Origin of the sequence: Campylobacter sp. BCW_6461, from assembly GCF_001762735.1 — a bacterium.
GTDB lineage: Bacteria > Campylobacterota > Campylobacteria > Campylobacterales > Campylobacteraceae > Campylobacter_D > Campylobacter_D jejuni.
Window position 1 is genome coordinate 169,944 of record NZ_MJXJ01000020.1, and the last position, 19,518, is coordinate 189,461.

General features: G+C 29.2%; 17 protein-coding genes. 3 read left to right on the forward strand and 14 right to left on the reverse strand.

Translation table 11 applies throughout. The features are described from left to right. Positions 1-105 precede the first annotated feature (105 nt). The 13 genes from AJ882_RS03925 to AJ882_RS03985 all read right to left on the reverse strand — a co-directional run bounded on the left by AJ882_RS03925 (position 106) and on the right by AJ882_RS03985 (position 15,098). The gene (locus AJ882_RS03925) at positions 106-999 is read right to left on the reverse strand and encodes a PDC sensor domain-containing protein (protein WP_002856519.1); all 894 of its coding nucleotides are present in this window, start codon (positions 997-999) and stop codon (positions 106-108) included. Next, on the reverse strand, positions 999-2,771 hold the full coding sequence (gene pglF, locus AJ882_RS03930; protein WP_002858054.1) for a UDP-N-acetylglucosamine 4,6-dehydratase (configuration-retaining): 1,773 nt from the start codon (positions 2,769-2,771) through the stop codon (positions 999-1,001). Before pglF ends, AJ882_RS03925 begins: the two co-directional genes overlap by 1 nt. Before the next feature lies 1 nt (position 2,772). Continuing rightward, complete coding sequence (gene pglE, locus AJ882_RS03935) at positions 2,773-3,933, reverse strand: UDP-N-acetylbacillosamine transaminase (RefSeq protein ID WP_002852877.1); 1,161 nt, start codon at positions 3,931-3,933, stop codon at positions 2,773-2,775. A 97-nt stretch (positions 3,934-4,030) separates the two neighbouring features. Then, positions 4,031-4,621, reverse strand: a complete 591-nt coding sequence (gene pglD, locus AJ882_RS03940; protein ID WP_004308598.1) for a UDP-N-acetylbacillosamine N-acetyltransferase — start codon at positions 4,619-4,621, stop codon at positions 4,031-4,033. Next, positions 4,608-5,210 (reverse strand): undecaprenyl phosphate N,N'-diacetylbacillosamine 1-phosphate transferase, encoded by a 603-nt coding sequence (pglC, locus tag AJ882_RS03945; protein WP_002867208.1) that lies wholly within the window; start codon positions 5,208-5,210, stop codon positions 4,608-4,610. Before pglC ends, pglD begins: the two co-directional genes overlap by 14 nt. Further along, positions 5,203-6,333 carry a N,N'-diacetylbacillosaminyl-diphospho-undecaprenol alpha-1,3-N-acetylgalactosaminyltransferase gene (gene pglA, locus AJ882_RS03950; RefSeq protein WP_014517263.1) on the reverse strand — a complete coding sequence of 377 codons (1,131 nt, stop codon included), beginning with the start codon at positions 6,331-6,333 and terminating at the stop codon, positions 5,203-5,205. The genes pglC and pglA overlap by 8 nt, the downstream gene beginning before the upstream one ends. Before the next feature lie 9 nt (positions 6,334-6,342). Next, positions 6,343-8,484 carry an undecaprenyl-diphosphooligosaccharide--protein glycotransferase gene (gene pglB / locus AJ882_RS03955; protein WP_011049884.1) on the reverse strand — a complete coding sequence of 714 codons (2,142 nt, stop codon included), beginning with the start codon at positions 8,482-8,484 and terminating at the stop codon, positions 6,343-6,345. A gap of 3 nt (positions 8,485-8,487) precedes the next feature. Beyond that, complete coding sequence (gene pglJ / locus AJ882_RS03960; RefSeq protein ID WP_002867211.1) at positions 8,488-9,585, reverse strand: N-acetylgalactosamine-N,N'-diacetylbacillosaminyl-diphospho-undecaprenol 4-alpha-N-acetylgalactosaminyltransferase; 1,098 nt, start codon at positions 9,583-9,585, stop codon at positions 8,488-8,490. Beyond that, complete coding sequence (pglI, locus tag AJ882_RS03965; RefSeq protein WP_002867212.1) at positions 9,573-10,502, reverse strand: GalNAc(5)-diNAcBac-PP-undecaprenol beta-1,3-glucosyltransferase; 930 nt, start codon at positions 10,500-10,502, stop codon at positions 9,573-9,575. Before pglI ends, pglJ begins: the two co-directional genes overlap by 13 nt. After that, positions 10,495-11,574: a GalNAc-alpha-(1->4)-GalNAc-alpha-(1->3)-diNAcBac-PP-undecaprenol alpha-1,4-N-acetyl-D-galactosaminyltransferase gene (pglH, locus tag AJ882_RS03970; RefSeq protein WP_002859237.1), complete on the reverse strand. Its 1,080-nt coding sequence runs from the start codon at positions 11,572-11,574 to the stop codon at positions 10,495-10,497. Before pglH ends, pglI begins: the two co-directional genes overlap by 8 nt. Further along, the gene (gene pglK, locus AJ882_RS03975; RefSeq protein ID WP_002867213.1) at positions 11,571-13,265 is read right to left on the reverse strand and encodes an ABC-type lipopolysaccharide transporter PglK; all 1,695 of its coding nucleotides are present in this window, start codon (positions 13,263-13,265) and stop codon (positions 11,571-11,573) included. Before pglK ends, pglH begins: the two co-directional genes overlap by 4 nt. Continuing rightward, positions 13,259-14,245: a UDP-glucose 4-epimerase GalE gene (gene galE, locus AJ882_RS03980; protein ID WP_070279670.1), complete on the reverse strand. Its 987-nt coding sequence runs from the start codon at positions 14,243-14,245 to the stop codon at positions 13,259-13,261. The genes pglK and galE overlap by 7 nt, the downstream gene beginning before the upstream one ends. A gap of 58 nt (positions 14,246-14,303) precedes the next feature. Next, a complete protein-coding gene (locus AJ882_RS03985) occupies positions 14,304-15,098 on the reverse strand; it encodes a 3'-5' exonuclease (RefSeq protein WP_002860221.1) in 795 nt (264 codons plus the stop codon). A 66-nt stretch (positions 15,099-15,164) separates the two neighbouring features. Here AJ882_RS03985 and waaC point away from each other — a divergent pair, with 66 nt between their 5' ends. Genes waaC through AJ882_RS04000 form a run of 3 tightly spaced genes read left to right on the forward strand, consistent with a single transcriptional unit; the run spans position 15,165 to position 18,617 of the window. Then, the gene (gene waaC, locus AJ882_RS03990; RefSeq protein ID WP_011049885.1) at positions 15,165-16,193 is read left to right on the forward strand and encodes a lipopolysaccharide heptosyltransferase I; all 1,029 of its coding nucleotides are present in this window, start codon (positions 15,165-15,167) and stop codon (positions 16,191-16,193) included. Beyond that, a complete protein-coding gene (gene htrB / locus AJ882_RS03995; RefSeq protein WP_002867215.1) occupies positions 16,183-17,070 on the forward strand; it encodes a lipid A biosynthesis lauroyl acyltransferase HtrB in 888 nt (295 codons plus the stop codon). Before waaC ends, htrB begins: the two co-directional genes overlap by 11 nt. Further along, positions 17,067-18,617, forward strand: coding sequence for a glycosyltransferase family 2 protein (locus AJ882_RS04000; protein ID WP_002867216.1), 1,551 nt, complete (start codon positions 17,067-17,069; stop codon positions 18,615-18,617). The genes htrB and AJ882_RS04000 overlap by 4 nt, the downstream gene beginning before the upstream one ends. Here AJ882_RS04000 and AJ882_RS04005 read toward each other — a convergent pair. Further along, entirely contained in the window at positions 18,586-19,473 is an 888-nt protein-coding gene (locus AJ882_RS04005) for a glycosyltransferase family 2 protein (RefSeq protein WP_011049886.1), read from the reverse strand. The genes AJ882_RS04000 and AJ882_RS04005 overlap by 32 nt on opposite strands. Between the last annotated feature and the right edge of the window lie 45 nt (positions 19,474-19,518).

Below are 19,518 nucleotides of genomic sequence, written 5' to 3' on the forward strand. Positions count from 1 at the left end.
TCCTTTCAAAGTTTTTATAGTTTTATTTTACCCTTTTTAGCCTTATTAATCAAGCTAAAAAATTTTAAAAAACAGCATTATATCATCTTTTACTTAAATTTTTACTCAAATATTATTATTTTTATACTTAACCGTAAATAAATATACACTTAAACCTAAAAGAAGCAAGCTCACTCCACCGATAAGATAAATCGCATAAATCATCTGAGAAAGATCACCAATAGCAAGTTTAAATACCAACATCAAAGCTTCTATAGCTAAAGCAATGATAATAGAACCCAAAAATCTCACCATAGTTTTTTGAATTCCACCTTCTTCTTTTTTTGTCCTTCCTAATACTTCTTGTTCGATCAAAGTTTTTGCCAAATCAAAAATAGCTAAAGCCAAAGTTATAGCGATGGTACTTTCAAACATATGTTCTATACCTATAGCTTGATTATCAAAAAGACTAAAAAAACCTTTTTGAAATAAAAAACAAGTAATCACAAATAAAACCAGTGCGAAGCAAAAATATACCGAACGACTAAATTGAGTAAAAACAAACTCAAATTTTCCTGCTTGAATAATCTTTAAAATATCTTCAAGCTTGATATCAATACAAACAACAAAAAGCAAGTTATTTTTATCATCGTAAATTGGCATAGAAGCTGTCACGCAAAGCTCATTATTTAAAACCGAAGGATAAGGATCGCTTAAAACACATCGTCTTAATTTTACAGCTCTATAAAAATAAGAACGAGTACTTCTATCCTCACCCTGCCCTATTTCATGAGCTTTATTTAAGGAAATCGCATTTTCTATTTGCATGCCTGAAATATCTAAAATATACAAAGCATCAAAAACAACAACTTCATGAGCTATTTTATCCAAAGCTGTTTTAATCGTTTCAAGGTGAATATCAGGAAGTTTATTGGGCAGATTTCTTGTTAAAATATAACTCATATAAGCTCTAGCACGATAGCGATTATCTTCAAATCTTTGTATATCTTTTATATACATTATACACCTTCTTTATTGTGTTTAAATTCAGGTACAATCTTTAATAAAGCCTCTGAAATATCTTCACATATTTGTAAATTTTCTATCTCTTTATTAAGCCAATCAAGATCAACCTTCTCATTCTTTGCTACAAAAATACTCTCATATTGCGTTTTAGCATCATTTTCATCAATCAAAAGCTCTTCATAAAGCTTCTCACCTTTTCTTAAGCCTGTGATTTTAATTTCTAAATCATTGCGATTAGAAAGTAAAAGCATTTTTTTAGCTAAATCTATGATTTTCACAGGCTTACCCATATCCAAAACAAAAAGTTCTCCCCCTTTTGCGATAGCTCCAGCTTGTAAAACAAGTTGCACTGCCTCAGCCACAAGCATAAAATAACGCACTATATCAGGGTGCGTTAAAGTTAAAGGCTCATTATTGGCAATTTGTGCTTTAAATTTCGGTATCACACTACCACTAGAACCTAAAACATTACCAAAACGCACACAAGCAACTTCAAAATTTTCATCACTCATACTTAAAGTATAAAGCTCACAAACTCTTTTAGTGCAACCCATAATATTTGTTGGTCGCACTGCTTTATCTGTACTTATCATCACAAATTTAGCTACTTTATTTTCTTTAGCACTGTCGCATAAAATTTTAGTTCCTAAAATATTATTGATTACTGCTGAATGTGGATTTTGTTCACAAAGAGGCACATGTTTATAAGCGGCTGCATGTAAAATAAGCTCAGGTTTATAAGTTTTTAATACCTCATCTAAACTTTGCTTATCTAAAATACTCAGTAAAATAGGAGTAATTTTTTCTTTATATAAATTTAAATCATCATTGATCTTATAAAGATTATACTCACTATGATCAACCATAATAAGATGCTTAGCACCAAATTTAATACATTGCTTACAAAGTTCACTGCCTATAGTTCCACCTGCTCCACTTACCAAAACTACCTTGTCTTTTAAAAAAGCCGCCACAGCACTATCATCTAAATCTTTTGGTTTTCTAGCAAGCAAGTCTTCTATACTGATATCTCTTGCTTCGTTTCTTGTAAAAGAAAATATTTTTACATCGCAAATACCATAAGCTACAAGTTCTTCAAAAAGTTTTTTAAGCTCTTCTTGCTCAAGTCTTAAAGCAATAATGGCAGTTTTTACCCCTTGTTCTACATAAGATTTTATTTTTTCTTTTTCTTCTACAATAAATTTATCACAATAAGTCCCTATAAGCTCTTTTCTCGCATCAACTACGCCTACAGGAAAAAGCCCTAAAGAACCTTCTTTTGCACCTTTTAACAAATGCAAAGCCTTAGAAGTTGCCCCTACTACAATACAAGGAGTTTCTTCTTCTTTCATTCTAGAAGGTTTAAAATCCACAAGCATTCTTTTGCTAATTCTTAAAGTACCTATAAACATATAAGAAAGAACAAAATCTATCACAATAGCACTTCTTGGAAAAGGATTAAAAAAATCACTAAAAAAATAAAAAATAAGAAAAAAACAAAACTCAGCTAAAAGCAAAGCGATAAAAATCTTTCTTGCTTCATTGAGAGAAAAAAATCTCCAAGCTACTTTATAAATTCTAAAAACAAACAAAAATGAAAGTTTTAAAACAAGCAAAATAATAGCAGAAACCATCATACCATGATAAAAAATACTCGGAATATCTCCACTAAATCTCAAAGAAAAAGCCAGATAAACGCTAAGTAAAATTAAAACAATATCTGAAGTTAAAAAAAATGCTAATCTTTTGCTTTTATAAAAAATCATTTTAAGCCTTTATGCTCTTTAAGATCAGTTTTGAAATTTCATAAACATCATCTTTACTCATCGCCGTGCCACTTGGCAAACAAATTCCTTTTTGGAAAAATAACTCACTATTGCCATTAAGATAAGCCTTAGCTCCTTTAAATACTTCTTGAGCGTGCATAGCTTTCCATAATGGTCTTGTTTCTATTTGTTCATTTTTCAAATCTTCTATGAGTTTTGAAATTTTTGGATGCAAAGTAATATTTTTTTGACTGATATTTATATCTTTTTGACAAGAATTAAGTTCATTTTTATCAAAATCAATCAAAGCTGTACTTAACCAGCGATTGCTTCTTGAATTTTCTAATTCATCTAAAAAGCTAAAACACTCTCCTAAAAATTCTTTATACCACTCATAAATTTCTCTTTTTTTAAGCACTCTTTGTTCTAAAACCTCCATTTGTGCTACGCCAATAGCTCCTAAAACATTGCTTAAGCGGTAATTATAACCATAATCTAAATGTTCATAATGCAAACAATTTTCCCTAGCTTGAGTGCTATAAAATCTTGCTTTTTCAATCTTTTCTTTATTTTTTCCTATAAGCATACCTCCACCTGAAGTGGTGATAATTTTATTGCCATTATAAGAATAAGCTCCAAATTCTCCAAAAGTTCCTAAAGCTTTATTCTTATAAAAACTTCCTAAAGCTTCAGCAGCATCTTCGATTAAAACAATTTCATTTTCTTTGCAAATTTCAACAATTTCATCCATTTTAGCCGCATTGCCATAAAGATGAGTTAAAATCAATGCTTTTGGTTTTTTTTCACATTCTTTAATAGCAAGCTTTAATAAATCTACATCGATATTATAAGTTTCATCACAATCTATAAATACAGGTTTTGCTTTAAGATAACAAATAGGTGCTACTGAAGCGATAAAAGTAAAAGAAGAAGCCAAAACAATATCATCTTGTTTTACCCCTGCCACCCTTAAAGCTAAATGCAAAGCCGCTGTGGCTGAATTTAAAGCTAAGGCATTTTCACTTTTACTGTAAGCCTTGACACTTTGTTCAAAGCGATTTACAAATTCACCCAAAGGTGCTATATAATTGCTTTTGAAAACTTCTTCTATGTATTTTAATTCATTACCACCCATATGCGGAGGAGAAAGAAAAAATCTCATGATTTATCCTTTGTGTAAAACAAAATTTTTATAAATTGACTCTATTTTACCTAAAAAAATTTACAAAGAATCAAACAAAAATCTTTTTATAATCATTTCATATTTTTCTTTTTGCAGGTACTCCCACAAAAACACCTTTTTCATCTTGATTTTTAACTAAAGTTGCTCCACCACCTAAAATACTATCATCTGCCAAACTTAAATTAGGCAAAACACAAGAATTAATCCCTAAAAAACAATTTTTACCAATTTTTACGTTACCCGCACATTTAGCTCCCACACTCACATGAGAAAATTCCCCTATCACACATTCATGCTCAATTACGCTTGAAGTATTTAAAATCACACCTTTTTCTATTTTAGCTTTAGCGTTAATCACTACATAAGGCATGATTAAAATTCCTGCACTTTCTTCCACGATTGCGCTAGGACTTATAAGTGCACTTTTATGGATAAGATTGACAATTTTAAAGCCATTTTCTGAAATTTTTTGATAAATCTTTTTTCGAATTTCATTGTTTCCTATGGCTATAAAAAAATCATATTTAGGTAAGGTACTTTCAAATTTCATTCCTTTAAAATCATCTAAAAAAATACATTCTTTATAACCCATATTTTTAGCCACATCTTCACAAACAAGTCCATGACCACTAGCACCATAAATATAAATTTTTTCAGTTCTTGCCATTAAATTTCTCTGTTGTAACATGGCCTTCTTTGCTTACCCCGCTTCGTTTTAAAACCTTTAAAGCTGTTAAAAACATGATTTTTAAATCAAGCAAAAAAGAAATATTTTTCACATAATACACATCAAGTTCGAATTTTTTCTGCCAAGAAATAGCATTTCTACCATTTACCTGCGCCCACCCTGTTATACCTGGACGCACTTTATGACGCAATTTTTGCTCTTCATTATAAAAGGATAAATACTCTACTAAAAGAGGTCTAGGTCCCACAAAACTCATATCCCCTTTTAAGACATTAAAAAGTTGTAAAAGCTCATCCAAGCTTAAGCTTCTAACAATTTTTCCAAAAGCTTTTAAGCGAAGCTCATCGCTTAATAACTCACCCTTTTCATCTCTTTCATCGCTCATGGTTTTAAATTTATAAATTTTAAAAATTTTTTCATCTAACCCGGGGCGATTTTGGGTAAAAATCACACTTCCTTGAGTGATTTTTAAAAGTAAAGCAGTGATTAAAATCACCGGAGAAAAGAGTACTAAAAACACTAAAGCTAAAATAAAATCAAAAATTCTTTTAAAAACTTTTTCATACATTCTTAATTACCCTATCATAAAGTTTTAAATAACGCTGTGCGATATTATTTTCATCGTATTGCAAAGCATCTTGGGCGGCATTTTTAGCTAAATTTAATCTTAATTTTTCATCTTCTAATAAAAGTGAAATTTTTTCGCTTAAATCCTTAGCATTTTTTGTTTTTGCCCAAAGTCCATCATAAGCATTAGAAATAGCCTCTACACAACCTTCACAATCGCTCACCACTATAGCCTTACCACAAGCTTTTGCCTCCAAAACACTTACAGGAAAGCCTTCTTTATAGCTTGGCAAAACAAAAATATCACAATTTTGCAAAAGTTCTACGATATCACTTCTAGCACCCAAATAATGCACTGCGCCAGAGTTTAAAAACTCCAAACTCGCACAAGAAGGATTTTCATCTCTTCCACCAACTAAAACAAATTTTGCTTTGTCTTTTAGCATAGTAGCACTTTCATAAAATTCTTTTACACCTTTATGCCATAAAGCTCTTGCTATCATAAGTACAATGGGTTTTTTATCTATGTTTAAATTTTTCCAAAAAAGCTCTTTTTTTTCCGATTCTATATAAATAGGAAAAAATTTTTTTAAATTGATCCCTACAGATTTTATCACGCAAATTTTATTTTCTTTAAGTCCTAAATTCCGCATAAACTCAGCATTACTTTCATTGACAAAAATAAACTGGTGTGCAAATTTAAAACTTAATTTATAAAGATTATTAATAACAAAACGCACTAAATTTGCCTTAAAACCTTGATCTATATAAAAAGATCCTAAGCCTTCTACCAAAGCAAAACGATAAGGAATTTTTGCCCATTTTGCTGCTAAAATTCCAAAGGTATTGCTTTTATGTGCTGCACTTTGAATAAGATCAAGATTTAAATTTTTCAAAACCTTAGCAAGATAAAAAAAATTCTTTAAAACCACAAAAGGATTTAAACTAGCTCTTGAAAACTCATAAACAATTACTTGTAAACCAAGTTCTCTAAGTTTTTGCGTGTATTCATCTTGTGGCACTATAACAAAAACTTCATCTTTTCTATCTTTTAATGCTTTTATAATAGGCATTCTAAAATGATAAATACTTGCTCCTGCATGTGATAAAAATCCTATTCTCATTTTCAACCCTTAAATTTTAAGTTTAAAAACCTTAGCATCTCTAGAATTAATCACCAAGTCAAATAAATTCTTATCATAATTTCCTAAAAAAAACATTTGCACATAAGCACTATTAAACATGGTTTTATCCATTAAAATAAATTGTGCGTAAGGAATAGCACTATCCTTTAAATAAAAAATATAAAACTGAGCCTTATCGTCAATTGGAGTGATTTTGTATTCACCTTGTTTAATAGAATTAATCTCTACGATACTATTTACAGAAACCACATTATCACCTATTTTAAAACTTCTAAAATCATCGCTTAAAACCACTCCGTTGCTAAGATAAATTTCTCCATTTTTAACATCAAGTGGATAAGCTGTGCTAAAGGTAAAAGGTTTATCCAAAACTCCTGTATCTAAATTAATAAAAGAAAAACTAGCCACCGTAGAAAAAATCAAAGACATTCTAGCGGGCATATAAAGATAAATATCACGAGTTTTTGGTGTATCGATTTTAAAATCAGGTTTTGATAATGAAGCTAGAAATAAATCCACATTGCTTTGATTATAATCTTTCATCATGGCTTGTAAAATGTCTGATTTTAAAATATCATTTTGCGGAGCATAAAAGCTTTTTTCTGTATATTCTACACTAAGTCTTGCCATATTAGCCGCAGCTTGTTCATCTTTGCTTAAAGCAAAAGAAGGGAAAAAATTATCCTTACCTAAATGCTTTCCACCATCTACTAAAGTTTTCACATCGCTATAATAACGCACAGGATAACCATAATCCCACCAAGTTACCACATAATCTTCTCTATTGGCTATATTTTTTAATTGATTTAATAATGATGCTTCATTTTGAGAAAAAACTGTTGGCGCTTTATAGTTGTAAATATGGATAAATACTGGAGCTAAAGTCAAAATAGTTGCAAAAACAATACAAACATTTGAAGTTAATTGGCTATATTTTTTAACCAATATAGCCTTAAACTCGCTCAATAAAAAACCAAATCCTAAAGCCATTACAGGTACAGAATAAATGGTAAATCTAAGCCCCCCTTTTAAGGCTAAAAACCCAAGCACCAATATAGGTAAAGCCATAATCATACTTTTATGTTTTCTCAAAAGCCATACAAAACCAAACAAAGAAAACAAGAAAACAATTTCACTACCACTAATTCTTCGCATAAATTCGCTAAAATCTACATTTTCAACTTCTTGTATGGTTTGATTAACATTAAAATACATAAAGCCCTGTGTTAAATTCGCACTTTCATCATTTCTAAAAATATAAAATTTAAGCTGATAAAGTATGGGATCAACCCCACCGCTTAAAATCAAAAATATCAAAGTTGCACTACCTAAAATTCCTATAATCATAAAATTTAAGCGTTTTTGCTCTAAAGCAAATAAAGCAAAAAGTATTACTATAATGGCACTTTGATAAAACCATGCTATATTTGAAAGAGTAAGAGAAGACAAAATCACAGCTATATAAAAAATCTTTTCTTTTCTATGAAAAATAAGTGTATAAATTAAAAAAAGTCCAATTAAAGCTACATTTAAAGTATAACTTGAAGGATACCACCAAAGATAAATCCCTATAAATAATGGCAAGGCAATCAATGAAAAAAAGTCTTTTTTTAAAATCATTCTTACCATAAAAAATAAAATAAACATAGGTAAAACAATTACCAGCATATCCGTATCATAATACCCACTCATAGTGCGATTATAATAACTGTTTGCTACACTTGCTAAAAGAGCAGCTACAAAGCCCATTAAAGGACGTTTGTATTCATTAGCTAGTAAAATAATAGGAATCACCACCAAAGAAGATAAAAAAGTACTCATATATAAAATGATACTTTCAAAAGAAAAAGGTGTGATTTTATAAAGCCAATAAGTAAGCGTAGATAAAGAAGATCCATAATAACTCAAATCATTAGGCTGATGAAAACCTGCTATCATATCTCTTGCGCCCTCAGCAAAGGCATAGCCATCGTTTGAAATGATCATTAATTGATTATTGAAAAAATACTCATTAAACTCACTTGCCCACCAAATCCAGTAAAATCTACACAATACACTAAAAACATAAGCTAATATAATCATCGCAAACAAAACTAAATAAGGGTTTTTTAAATACTCTTTTTTCAACATCTTTTATCCTAATAAATATTTCAAAGCATCGCGTGCAATTTTTACTTTATCAAAGGCTTTAGCCCTAGTTTTAGCTTTGTTTTTATACGCTTTTCTTAATTTATCGTCTTCAAGCATAGTTTTTAAACCCTGAAACATAGAGTTTTCATTATCTACTTCTACCAAAAGTCCAAATTCATCATCGCCAAAAAGCTCTCTTGCACCACTTTTATGATCAGTGCAAACCACCGCACAAGAACAAGCCAAACTTTCGATTAAAACATTTGAAAAACCTTCAAACACAGAAGCAAAAGCAAAAAATTCGCATTTAGCCATGTATTTATAAGGATTATTATCAAATCCTAAAAGCAAAACCTTTTCTTCCAAATTTAATTCTTTAATCAAAGCTAAAAGCTCATCTTTAAGCACACCTTCACCTAAAATCACAAGCTTTAAACCTGTTTTCAATCTCGCATAAGCACGAATTAATAAAGCATGATTTTTACCTTTATCAAGCCTGCCTACACTTAAAATAAATTTATCTTTTAAAGCTATGTCTTCAAGGGCTTTTTGCCCTATGTTTTCTAAATCGATGGCATTGTATAAAATTTCACATTTTTTTGGATTTATACTAAAATTTTGCACTAAATCTTCTAAATTTCCTTTAGAATTAGGCAAGATTAAATCAGCTTTTGGGTAAAGCAAAGAAATTAAAAATTTATTTGCCAAAGAATTAAAATTATTTTTTACATACATCACACTTGGCGTAGTGCATTCATTGATCACAAGGCGAGTTTTGTTTCCAAACATTCTTGCCATTAAGGCTATATAATTAGGTCGATTTAAAAAAACAAATTCTGTATCAATGCCCAAATTTCTGCAAAGTTTTTTATATTTTAAAGCCAAAAAAGGTAGTTTTAAAAATTTCAAAATAGGATTTTCACTAGGTTTTGAACATTCTAAAAAATGAATTTGACACTCTGGAATTTCATAAGAAATTTTATCATTCATCAAGATCAAATGCACTTCAAATTTCAAACTTAAAATAGGCAATAAAGTCGCCACAACTCTTTCAGCACCACCACTTCCTAAAGAATAAATAAAAATGCCTAATTTTTGCATAAAGCCACCCGAATTTTTGATAATTTTTCAATCATATTATTTGGAATTATACTTAAAATGAGTAATATCAAAGCAGGAGCGTTGATTTTTATACTCAAGCTTTTAAACAAACACTTATAAAGAGCTTTATAATTTTTTGCAAGTTTTGCATAATAAGCTGCCATTTTATAATAACTCGCACAAGTTTTTTTATAATCTTTATCCTTACTCATTCTAAGTTCATTTTCTAAAATTTTAGCAAGCTCTAAATATCCCAAATATACCCTATGAGCATTTTTACTCGCCCCTAAAGTCACGCTATCTTGCCTAAAAATCCTATAAATCCTAAAAGCCTTATGGATATAAAAACTTTTTTCCTTGTATAAATTTACCCAAAGCGTGGCTTCATTGCCATAAAATTCTTCATTAAAACGCTGGTTTTCAAGTAGAGATTTTTTAAAAACAGAAAAAAACTCTCCGCTAAATTTAACCATTAAAAAATCTTTTTTAGAAATTTCACTATCTTTTTCCAAGCCCTTACCGCTAAATTCCTTGCTTAAATTTCCTTCTTTTTCTATCAAACAATTTCCAAAAACATGAGCATAACCCTCATTTGCTTTTTGCATCAAGGTACTTAAAGCCCCAGATAAAAGCTCATCATCATCATCTAAAAAAGTTACAAACTCGCCACTTGCTTGATCTAAGCCATTATTTTTATTGCCATTTGGGCCTTGTTTGTAATTTTGATTTAAAAAATACTTAATGCGATCATCATCTTTTTGTAAATTTTGCACCACACTTTTAGTATCATCGCTAGAATTATCATCGCTTACAATAATTTCTAAATCTTTAAAATCTTGATTTTGTATGCTTTTAATAGCCTTTTCTAGTAAAACTTGACGATTAAAAGTTGGTACTATAACAGAAAGTTTAGGCATTTTTAACCTCAGCTATAAGCTTAAGCCATTCTTCTTTGATATGAGAAATTTCAAAGTCTTTACACCTTTGTTTGGCATTATTTACAAGTTCTTTTCTAAAATTTTCATTATTTAAAACAAGTTCAAGTTTTTTAGCAAGTGCTATTTCATCATCACAACCTATCAAAAGCCCATCATGATTATCTTTGATTAAATCCTTAGCACCATTATAATAAGAACTTGAAATTCTACAAACCTCAAAATACAAACTTTCAATTAAAACCGTTGGCAAACCCTCTACAAAAGAACAAAGACAAAGCACTTTTGCTTTTTCATAAAGAGTCTTGACATTTTCAACTCGTCCTAAAAAATCAACTTTTATTCCTAAAGATTTTACCTTGTATTCAAGTTCTTGCCTTAACTCTCCATCTCCTGCTATAACAAATTTATAATTTTCTTGCAAATTTTTATCCAAATGCGCTATAGCTTTTAAAAACATTGCAGGGTTTTTGTTGTGATCTAAACGCCCTATAAAAAGAACCAAATTTTCCTTTTCAAAACTAGAATCAAAAGGAATTTCATCGCTAAAATGACAAGGGTTTAATAAAAGCCTAACCCTTTTTACAAATCTTTCATAATACACCTTATCACTGCTTCCAAGCACACTTAAAGCATCACAAAAAGGATAGCTTACCCTTCTTAAAAAACGCCAAATTTTAGGTTTTAAATACGCTTCATTGCTATGCTCACTTATAATGAGTGGAGTTTTAAACCCTATTTTCGCAGCAATACAAGCAATATTAGTCGTATCCAAAAAAGAAATAAAAACATCAGCCTTACTTTCTTTCAAAGCCTTTCTTAAAGCAAAAAATTTCTTAAAACGACTTGCGATTTTATGATAAAGCGTATCAAATCTAAATTGTTCTAAACTTGTAACTTTAACTTCATTTTCAAGCTTATAAAAAGATTCTCCTGCATGAAATTTAATAATACTTACTTCATGCTCTTTGCAAAGTGCATTAACTAAGGTTACTAAAACACGCTCAGCGCCTCCTGAATTTAAAGTTGCGATAATAAAGCTTATTTTCATCATTTCTCCTCTTTAAGCTTACCGTGTTCTAAACGATAAACCTTATCACATTGCGTTATCGTAGAAAGGCGATGTGCGATAATAATCATGGTTTTATCTTTAGAAATTTTATAAATTTCATCCATGATTTTTGCTTCACTTTGAGTATCAAGAGCAGAAGTTGCTTCATCAAGCACTAAAATTTCAGGCTCTAAATATAAAGCTCTTGCTATAGCTATGCGTTGTTTTTGTCCCCCGCTTAAATTACTCCCCCCATCACCCACTTTTGTTTGCACTCCTTGAGATAAATTTTTTATAAAATGCTCTAAATTTGCTTGTTTGATAACCCTATTAAGTTTTTCTTCATCAACCGCATCTCCAAAAGTGATATTTTTAGCTATACTGTCATTAAAAAGATAGATATTTTGCGGGATATAGCCTATTTTTTGGCGATAATTTTTTGTATTATTTGCATTTAATTCTTGCTTATCAATTAAAATTTGCCCTTCTTTTGGTTTTAAAAGTCCTATGATAAGATCTACTAAGGTACTTTTTCCGCAACCACTCTCCCCTATAAAAGCGATTTTTTCGCCTTTTTTAATGTTTAAGTTAAGATTTTTAAATAAATATTTTTTTCCCTCATAACCAAAGCTAAGGTTGTAAATTTTAAGCTCTTGATTAAAGCTTAATTTTTCCTCGCCCAAATTTTCTTCTTCTTGTCTTAAATTTTGATAAATAATATCCAAAGAAGAATGATAATAAAGCAAATCATGATAACTTGTAATAATACGATTTGCACTTGGCATTAAGCGATAAAGTGCTAAAACAAAAATAGAAATCGTGGATAAAATACCTGAAATATCACTTTCATTTTTCAACACCAAAAATACCACGATAAAAACAAGTACACAAAAACCTATTCCTTCAAGATAAATTCTAGGCACCGCAGCTACACTTTCGTTGGTAATATTTGCTTTAGAAAAAGCTTCACTTTGCGCTTTAAAAAGACTTAATACTCCATCTTCTTTGGTTTTAAGCTTAATAAATTTGAAATTATTTAAATTTGTATTTAAAATTTCAAAGAAATTTTTCATCGCTTCTTCGCGTCTTACTCCTGCTTTTTTAATGATAGGGCTTAAAATTTTCACTAAAATAAAGGCATTTAACACCATAAAAATACTTAAAAATAAAGTGATTTTATAATTAATCAAAAGCATTAAAGCATAAAGCAAAAGCACTACAAAAATTTCACTCATCAAAAGCAAAAATGATGAAATCATAGTGCTTAGATTATAAACCTCCCCTGTAATGGACTTTAAAATTTCAGATTGATTTTTTTGAGTAAATTTTTCATAATTAATATTTAAAAATTTAGAAAAAACCTTATAAGCGATCACATGATAACGCCCTTTAGAAAATCTTGCTAAAAGATGAAAATAATACGCATTTAACAAAGCTCTAAACACATAAAAAACAATAAGCCCCACCCCAAAATAAACAATGATTTCAAAAACAGGGATATTAAGATATTCTTTTAAGCTGATTAAATATTTATTACGATCAAAATAAGAAAAATCACTGGCCAAAGTGATAAAAGGCATTACCAAAGAAATCGCAAAAGTTTCTATAAAAGAAACAAATACTGAAAAAACAAGCAAAAAAAATAAAAAATTTTTATCTTCCTTACTTAAAATAAAAAAAAGTTTTTTTAACACTGTTTTTCCCAATCAAAAGTAGATTTGCAAATAAGCTCTAAATCATCATATTTAGGCTGCCAAGAAGTAAGATTTCTGATTTTACTTGCATCAGAAATCAACACACTAGGATCACCTGCACGGCGTGGGGCAAGTTCTACTTTAAAATCCACTCCACTAACTTTTTTCATCGCTTCAATCACTTCTTTGACACTAAAACCATGCCCATAACCTACATTAAAAACATTACTTTCATTCTCTTGTAAATAATCCAAAGTCGCTAAATGCGCACTTGAAATATCATCTACATGGATAAAATCTCTTATGCAAGTACCATCTTTTGTATCATAATCATCGCCAAATATGAAAAGTTTATCACGTTTTCCTGCGGCACATTCAGCTGCAACTTTTATGAGTAATGTTGCTTTTGGATAGCGTTGTCCTAAAGTATAATCCATACAAGCACCTGCAACATTAAAATATCTTAAAATACAATGCTTAAATTCAGGATTTGCCATACTTGCATCACGCAAAACCTCTTCACTCATAAGCTTACTACGCCCATAAGGATTAATAGGTGCCAAAGGGCTTGTTTCGCTCACAACAGGAGTTTGTGGTTCGCCATAAGTGGCTGCCGTTGAAGAAAATATAAATTTATTTACTCCAGTTTGCAAACAAGTTTCGATGAGATTTGTCGTATTAACAGTGTTGTTCATATAATATTTTAAAGGATTTTGCATACTTTCAAAAACTTCAATGCTTGCTGCAAAATGCACAATAGCGTCAAATTTTTCTCTCTCAAACAATGCTTTTACGCCTTGAAAATCACTTAAATCTTGTTCGAAAAATTTAAAAGCTCTTATTTTTTGCAAATCTTCTATTGCGATTTTAGAACCCTTAGAAAGATTATCTAAAACACAAATTTCATGATCTGTTTTTAAAAATTGTCTTAAAGTATGAGAACCTATATAACCTGCACCACCGCTAATAAGAATTTTCATCATCATTCCTTTTTTTAAAAAATGTCAAAAATAAATTTTAATATATTTTCTTAAATACTTAAGATTGAACTTTTGAAATTTCACTCTCACAAGCTTTTGCAAAAACTTCTGTATAGGAACGATCTGATTTTTTTTCACGCAAAAAATCTCTCATATAAGAAAGAAAATCAACATAATCTTCTTCACTAACATTAGCTTTAATAAGTTCATATTTTAAAAAAAGCATATAGGTGTTTAAAACATCACTTTCACAATATTCGTGAATTTTTTCAAGTTCATTTTCATAAAAAAGTTTCATCACCTCATCGCCATGCACATCATATTTTCCTGGCAAACCCACCATAGAGCAAAGTGTATCAAGCTTTATTCCACGCCCATTAGATCCTAAGGATTCTAATAAATCACAATGTTTTAATTCTGAAAATCTTGTTTTATAATTATTCCATTTATCGCTTTGAGTATCTAAATAAGTTGCTGCTTTTAAATTGTATTTTAAAGCCCTTAAAACAAGAACAGGCATATCGAAATTTTTACCATTAAAGCTGACTAATTTTGGCTCATAATTTTCTATAAAATTGAAAAAATTCTCAATCATTTCTTTTTCATTTTGCCCATCAATTTTATTTACTTTGATAAATTTTCCAAAATTATCACTTAAAACCGCACAAATACTGATAATTTTATGATAAGGCAAAGGCAAAAACTCACTCCCACTTTGTTCTTTTTGCCACTGAAGTGCTTTTAAACTTACCTCTAAATCACTTCCTTCAAAACCTAAAGTTTTGCGGATAAGCTCAACATCTGGCACACTCTCACAATCAAAAACACAAATATAACCTTCATTTTTTGCCATTTTTTAACCTTTTTTTAAATAATTTCGCTAAAATCATAGCAAAAATTTTAAAATATTAGGCTTTTAATGAAAATAGCAATTGTTCGTTTGTCAGCACTTGGTGATATTATCCAAAGTGCCGTGGTTTTGCAATTTATCAAAAATTTTAAAAAAGATATAGAAATTCATTGGTTTGTAGATGAAAAATTTGAAGGCATACTTAAAAACCATCCTTTAATAGACAAACTCTATGCCCTGCCCTTAAAAGACAAAAAAATTTTAAAAAGCCTAAAAATTCTTCTTAAAGCAAGAAAAAACAACTATAATGCAGTAATAGATCTACAAGGGCTTATAAAATCTGCTATTGTAAGTCGAATTTTAAGTAGAAATAATTTTGGTTTTGATAAAAATAGTCTTAAAGAAAGTTTTGCTCATAATTTCTACAACCAAAAACTTGAGTTAGATTACAATGAAAATGTATTTGTAAGATACTTAAGTCTTACCTCCTTTATGTTAAATACTGATTTTAATGTCAAAAATTTAGCCTTTAAACAAGATATTTTTAGCGTAGATGAAAATTTAAAACAATTCTTAAACAATAAACTCAAGCTCGACAAAAACGAAAAAAACATACTCATACACGTGGGTTCAAGTGTAGAAAATAAAATCTATCCTAAAACCAAACTTGCTATACTTTGCAAACTTTTAATCAATGAATTTCAACAAGCAAAAATTTGGCTCGCTTGGGGAAATGTAAAAGAATACGAATTTGCCAAAGAGGTTTTAAATCTTAGTGGTATTGATGAAACACATATAGAATTAGCACCAAAATTCAGCCTTGAAGAGCTAATGGCTTTTACAAAAATGATGAATCTTATCATAGGAAATGATAGTGGTCCAACACATTTGGCTTTTGCTTTAAATAAGGCATCTATTACGATTTTTGGTGCAACACCAAGCTACCGCAATGCTTTTCAAACTCATATCAATAAAATCATTGATGCAGGTAAAAAAATCCAAAATGCCAAGCATATCGATAAAAGTGATTTTTGTATCACGCGTATAGAAGAAGAAGATATCTTCAAACTTGCCAAAGGCTTACTTAATGAAAAATAGTGATAGAATATATCTTAGTCTTTATTATATTTTGAAATTTTTTGTTACTTTTATGCCTGAGTGTATCTTGCATTTTTTAGCTTTAATTGTAGCAAGAATCACTTTTTATCTTAACAAAAAACATCGCAAAATCATCGATACAAATTTGCAAATCTGCTTCCCTCAATACACTCAAAAAGAACGCGATAAATTGTCTTTGAAAATTTATGAAAATTTTGCTCAATTTGGAATTGATTGTTTGCAAAATCAAAACACCACCAAAGAAAAAATTCTCAATAAAGTAAATTTCATCAATGAAAATTTACTTATAGACGCTCTAGCTTTAAAGCGTCCTATTATCTTCACAACTGCACACTATGGAAACTGGGAAATTTTAAGCCTTGCTTATGCGGCTAAATATGGTGCGATTGCCATAGTAGGGAAAAAGTTAAAAAGTGAAATTATGTATGAAATTTTAAGCCAAAGTCGCACCCAATTTGACATAGAACTTATCGACAAAAAAGGCGGCATAAGACAAATGCTAAGCGCTCTAAAAAAAGGGAGAACTTTAGGAATTTTAACCGATCAAGACTGCGCAGAAAACGAAAGCGTAAGATTAAAATTTTTTAACAAAGAAGTGAATTATCAAATGGGAGCAAGCCTTATCGCACAAAGAAGCAATGCTTTGATCATCCCTGTTTATGCCTATAAAGAAGATGGTAAATTTTGCATAGAGTTTTTTAAAGCAAAAGATTCTCAAAATGCAAGCTTAGAAGAACTGACACTTTATCAAGCACAAAGTTGCGAAGAAATGATTAAAAAAAGACCTTGGGAATACTTTTTTTTTCATAGACGCTTTGCAAGTTATAATAAGGAAATTTACAAGGATGCAAAATGAATCTAAAGCAAATAAGTGTTATTATCATCGTAAAAAATGCAAAACAAACCTTGCTTGAATGTTTAAATTCTTTAAAAGATTTTGATGAAATTATTTTACTTAACAATGAAAGTAGTGATAATACCCTAAATATAGCTAATGAATTTAAAAAAGATTTTGCTAATTTGCACATTTACCACAGTGCTTTTATAGGTTTTGGAGCTTTAAAAAACCTTGCTTTAAGTTATGCAAAAAATGATTGGATTTTAAGCATTGATGCTGATGAAGTGCTTGAAAATGAGTGTATTAAAGAGCTTAAAAATTTAGAACTTCAAGAAGATAATATCATCGCACTTAGTCGTAAAAATCTCTATAAAGGCGAATGGATAAAGGCATGTGGTTGGTGGCCTGATTATGTTTTAAGAATTTTTAATAAAAATTTCACTCGTTTTAATGATAATTTAGTACACGAAAGCCTTGTTTTACCAAGTAATGTTAAAAAAATTCATCTTAAAAATGGATTAAAGCATCATGCTTTTAGAGATATTTCTCACTTAATTAATAAAATGCAGCACTACTCAAGCCTTTGGGCAAAACAAAATATACACAAAAAAAGTGGTGTTTTAAAAGCAAATTTAAGAGCTTTTTGGACTTTTTTTAGAAATTATTTTTTAAAAAATGGCTTTTTGTATAGTTATAAGGGTTTTATAATTAGCGTTTGTAATGCCTTAGGGACTTTTTTTAAATATATGAAATTATATGAACTTCAAAAGCAAAAGCCAAAAACTTGTGCTTTAATAATAACAACCTATAATCAAAAAGAACGCCTTAAGTTAGTGCTTGATAGTGTTAAAAATCTAACCTTTTTACCCAATGAAGTTTTAATCGCAGATGATGGTAGCAAAGAAGATACAGCAAGGCTTATTGAAGAATATCAAAAAAATTTTCCTTGCCCTTTAAAACACATTTGGCAAGAAGATGAAGGGTTTAGGCTTAGTAAAAGTCGCAACAAAACTATAAAAAACGCTGATAGTGAATATATAATAATTATTGATGGTGATATGATTTTGGAAAAAGATTTCATAAAAGAACATTTAGAATTTGCACAAAGAAGACTTTTTTTACAAGGTTCAAGAGTAATTTTAAATGAAAAAGAAAGCGAAGAAATTTTAAACAAAGATGATTATCGCATAGCTTTTAATAAAAAAGATTTTAAAAGTTCTAAAAATTCTTTTTTAGCTAAAATGCTTTACAGTCTTTCAAAAAAAGATGAAAAAATCTTTAAAAAAACCACTCTTATTAAAGGTATTAGGGGTTGCAATATGAGTTTTTTTAAAACTGATTTTGATAAACTTGATGGTTTTAATGAAAATTTTATTGGTTGGGGTAGAGAAGATAGTGAATTTGTTGCTAGATTTTTATTTAATAAAGGCATTTTTAGACGCTTAAAATTTAAAGCTATTGCTTATCATATTTATCACAAAGAAAATAGCAAAAAAATGCTCGAAAGCAATCATCAAATTTATTTAGATACCATCAAAAATAAAAAAATTTCTTGGAGAAATTAAGTTTTAAAAATAGCATTTTACATTTATAAATTTTTTTTAATAATTTATATTTAAAATAATTTATTTTTTTATTATTAAATAAAAATTTTAAAATATCAATTTGCAAATAAATCAAAACATATGACTTTAAATTTTCTTTAAGAATTTTATTTTCTTTTATATATTTTAAAATATAAAAATAATCATCCAAACATTCCTGAAATTTCTCTTTATTTTTTCGTCGCTTAGTAATCGAAAAAGAATGATCTACATAATTATACAAATGCAAATCAACTTGCAAGTATTCATCATATTTTAAATTGTTTATCAAGAAAAAAACCGCAAGCATATCTTCGGCTACAAGGAGTTTTTTATCTATCAAAAAAAGTTCTTCTAGGGATTTTAAATAAAAATCCTTTTTTACAAACAGAGTACAGATATTCCAATAAATTCCTTTAAATTCTTTTAAATTTTTAAGTGTATCTTTAAATACTGATTTTAATTTAATTCCATTATTAATCTGAGTAAAAGAAAATTGGCATATTTTATAAGTATTTATTAAAAGTATTAATTTTTCACAAGCCTCAAGCTCTAAAAAATCATCAGGATCTAAAAACATCAAATACTCACTATTTGAATGTTTAACACCATTATTTCTTGCTGCAAAAGTACCCAAATTTTTTTCATTGTGAACTATTTTTATCCTTTTATCTTTTTTGGCATATTCTTTAGCTATATCTATACTTTTATCACTCCCACAATCATCCACTACAATTATTTCTATATCTTTAAAACTTTGATTGATACAACTTTCTAAAGCTTTGGCTATATATTTTTCTACATTAAAAGTTGGCAAGATGATTGAAATTTTAGGCATTGTTTTTCTTAAAAATCTTTTTTGGGTGGCGAAAATAAAATCTTA

Excerpts from the sequence above, each read along its gene's own strand:
- AJ882_RS03925 (WP_002856519.1), bottom strand. The coding sequence starts at position 999 with ATGTATATAAAAGATATACAAAGATTTGAAGATAATCGCTATCGTGCT.
- pglF (WP_002858054.1), bottom strand. The coding sequence starts at position 2,771 with ATGATTTTTTATAAAAGCAAAAGATTAGCATTTTTTTTAACTTCAGAT.
- pglE (WP_002852877.1), bottom strand. The coding sequence starts at position 3,933 with ATGAGATTTTTTCTTTCTCCTCCGCATATGGGTGGTAATGAATTAAAA.
- pglD (WP_004308598.1), bottom strand. The coding sequence starts at position 4,621 with ATGGCAAGAACTGAAAAAATTTATATTTATGGTGCTAGTGGTCATGGA.
- pglC (WP_002867208.1), bottom strand. The coding sequence starts at position 5,210 with ATGTATGAAAAAGTTTTTAAAAGAATTTTTGATTTTATTTTAGCTTTA.
- pglA (WP_014517263.1), bottom strand. The coding sequence starts at position 6,333 with ATGAGAATAGGATTTTTATCACATGCAGGAGCAAGTATTTATCATTTT.
- pglB (WP_011049884.1), bottom strand. The coding sequence starts at position 8,484 with ATGTTGAAAAAAGAGTATTTAAAAAACCCTTATTTAGTTTTGTTTGCG.
- pglJ (WP_002867211.1), bottom strand. The coding sequence starts at position 9,585 with ATGCAAAAATTAGGCATTTTTATTTATTCTTTAGGAAGTGGTGGTGCT.
- pglI (WP_002867212.1), bottom strand. The coding sequence starts at position 10,502 with ATGCCTAAACTTTCTGTTATAGTACCAACTTTTAATCGTCAAGTTTTA.
- pglH (WP_002859237.1), bottom strand. The coding sequence starts at position 11,574 with ATGATGAAAATAAGCTTTATTATCGCAACTTTAAATTCAGGAGGCGCT.
- galE (WP_070279670.1), bottom strand. The coding sequence starts at position 14,245 with ATGAAAATTCTTATTAGCGGTGGTGCAGGTTATATAGGTTCTCATACT.
- AJ882_RS03985 (WP_002860221.1), bottom strand. The coding sequence starts at position 15,098 with ATGGCAAAAAATGAAGGTTATATTTGTGTTTTTGATTGTGAGAGTGTG.
- waaC (WP_011049885.1), top strand. The coding sequence starts at position 15,165 with ATGAAAATAGCAATTGTTCGTTTGTCAGCACTTGGTGATATTATCCAA.
- htrB (WP_002867215.1), top strand. The coding sequence starts at position 16,183 with ATGAAAAATAGTGATAGAATATATCTTAGTCTTTATTATATTTTGAAA.
- AJ882_RS04000 (WP_002867216.1), top strand. The coding sequence starts at position 17,067 with ATGAATCTAAAGCAAATAAGTGTTATTATCATCGTAAAAAATGCAAAA.
- AJ882_RS04005 (WP_011049886.1), bottom strand. The coding sequence starts at position 19,473 with ATGCCTAAAATTTCAATCATCTTGCCAACTTTTAATGTAGAAAAATAT.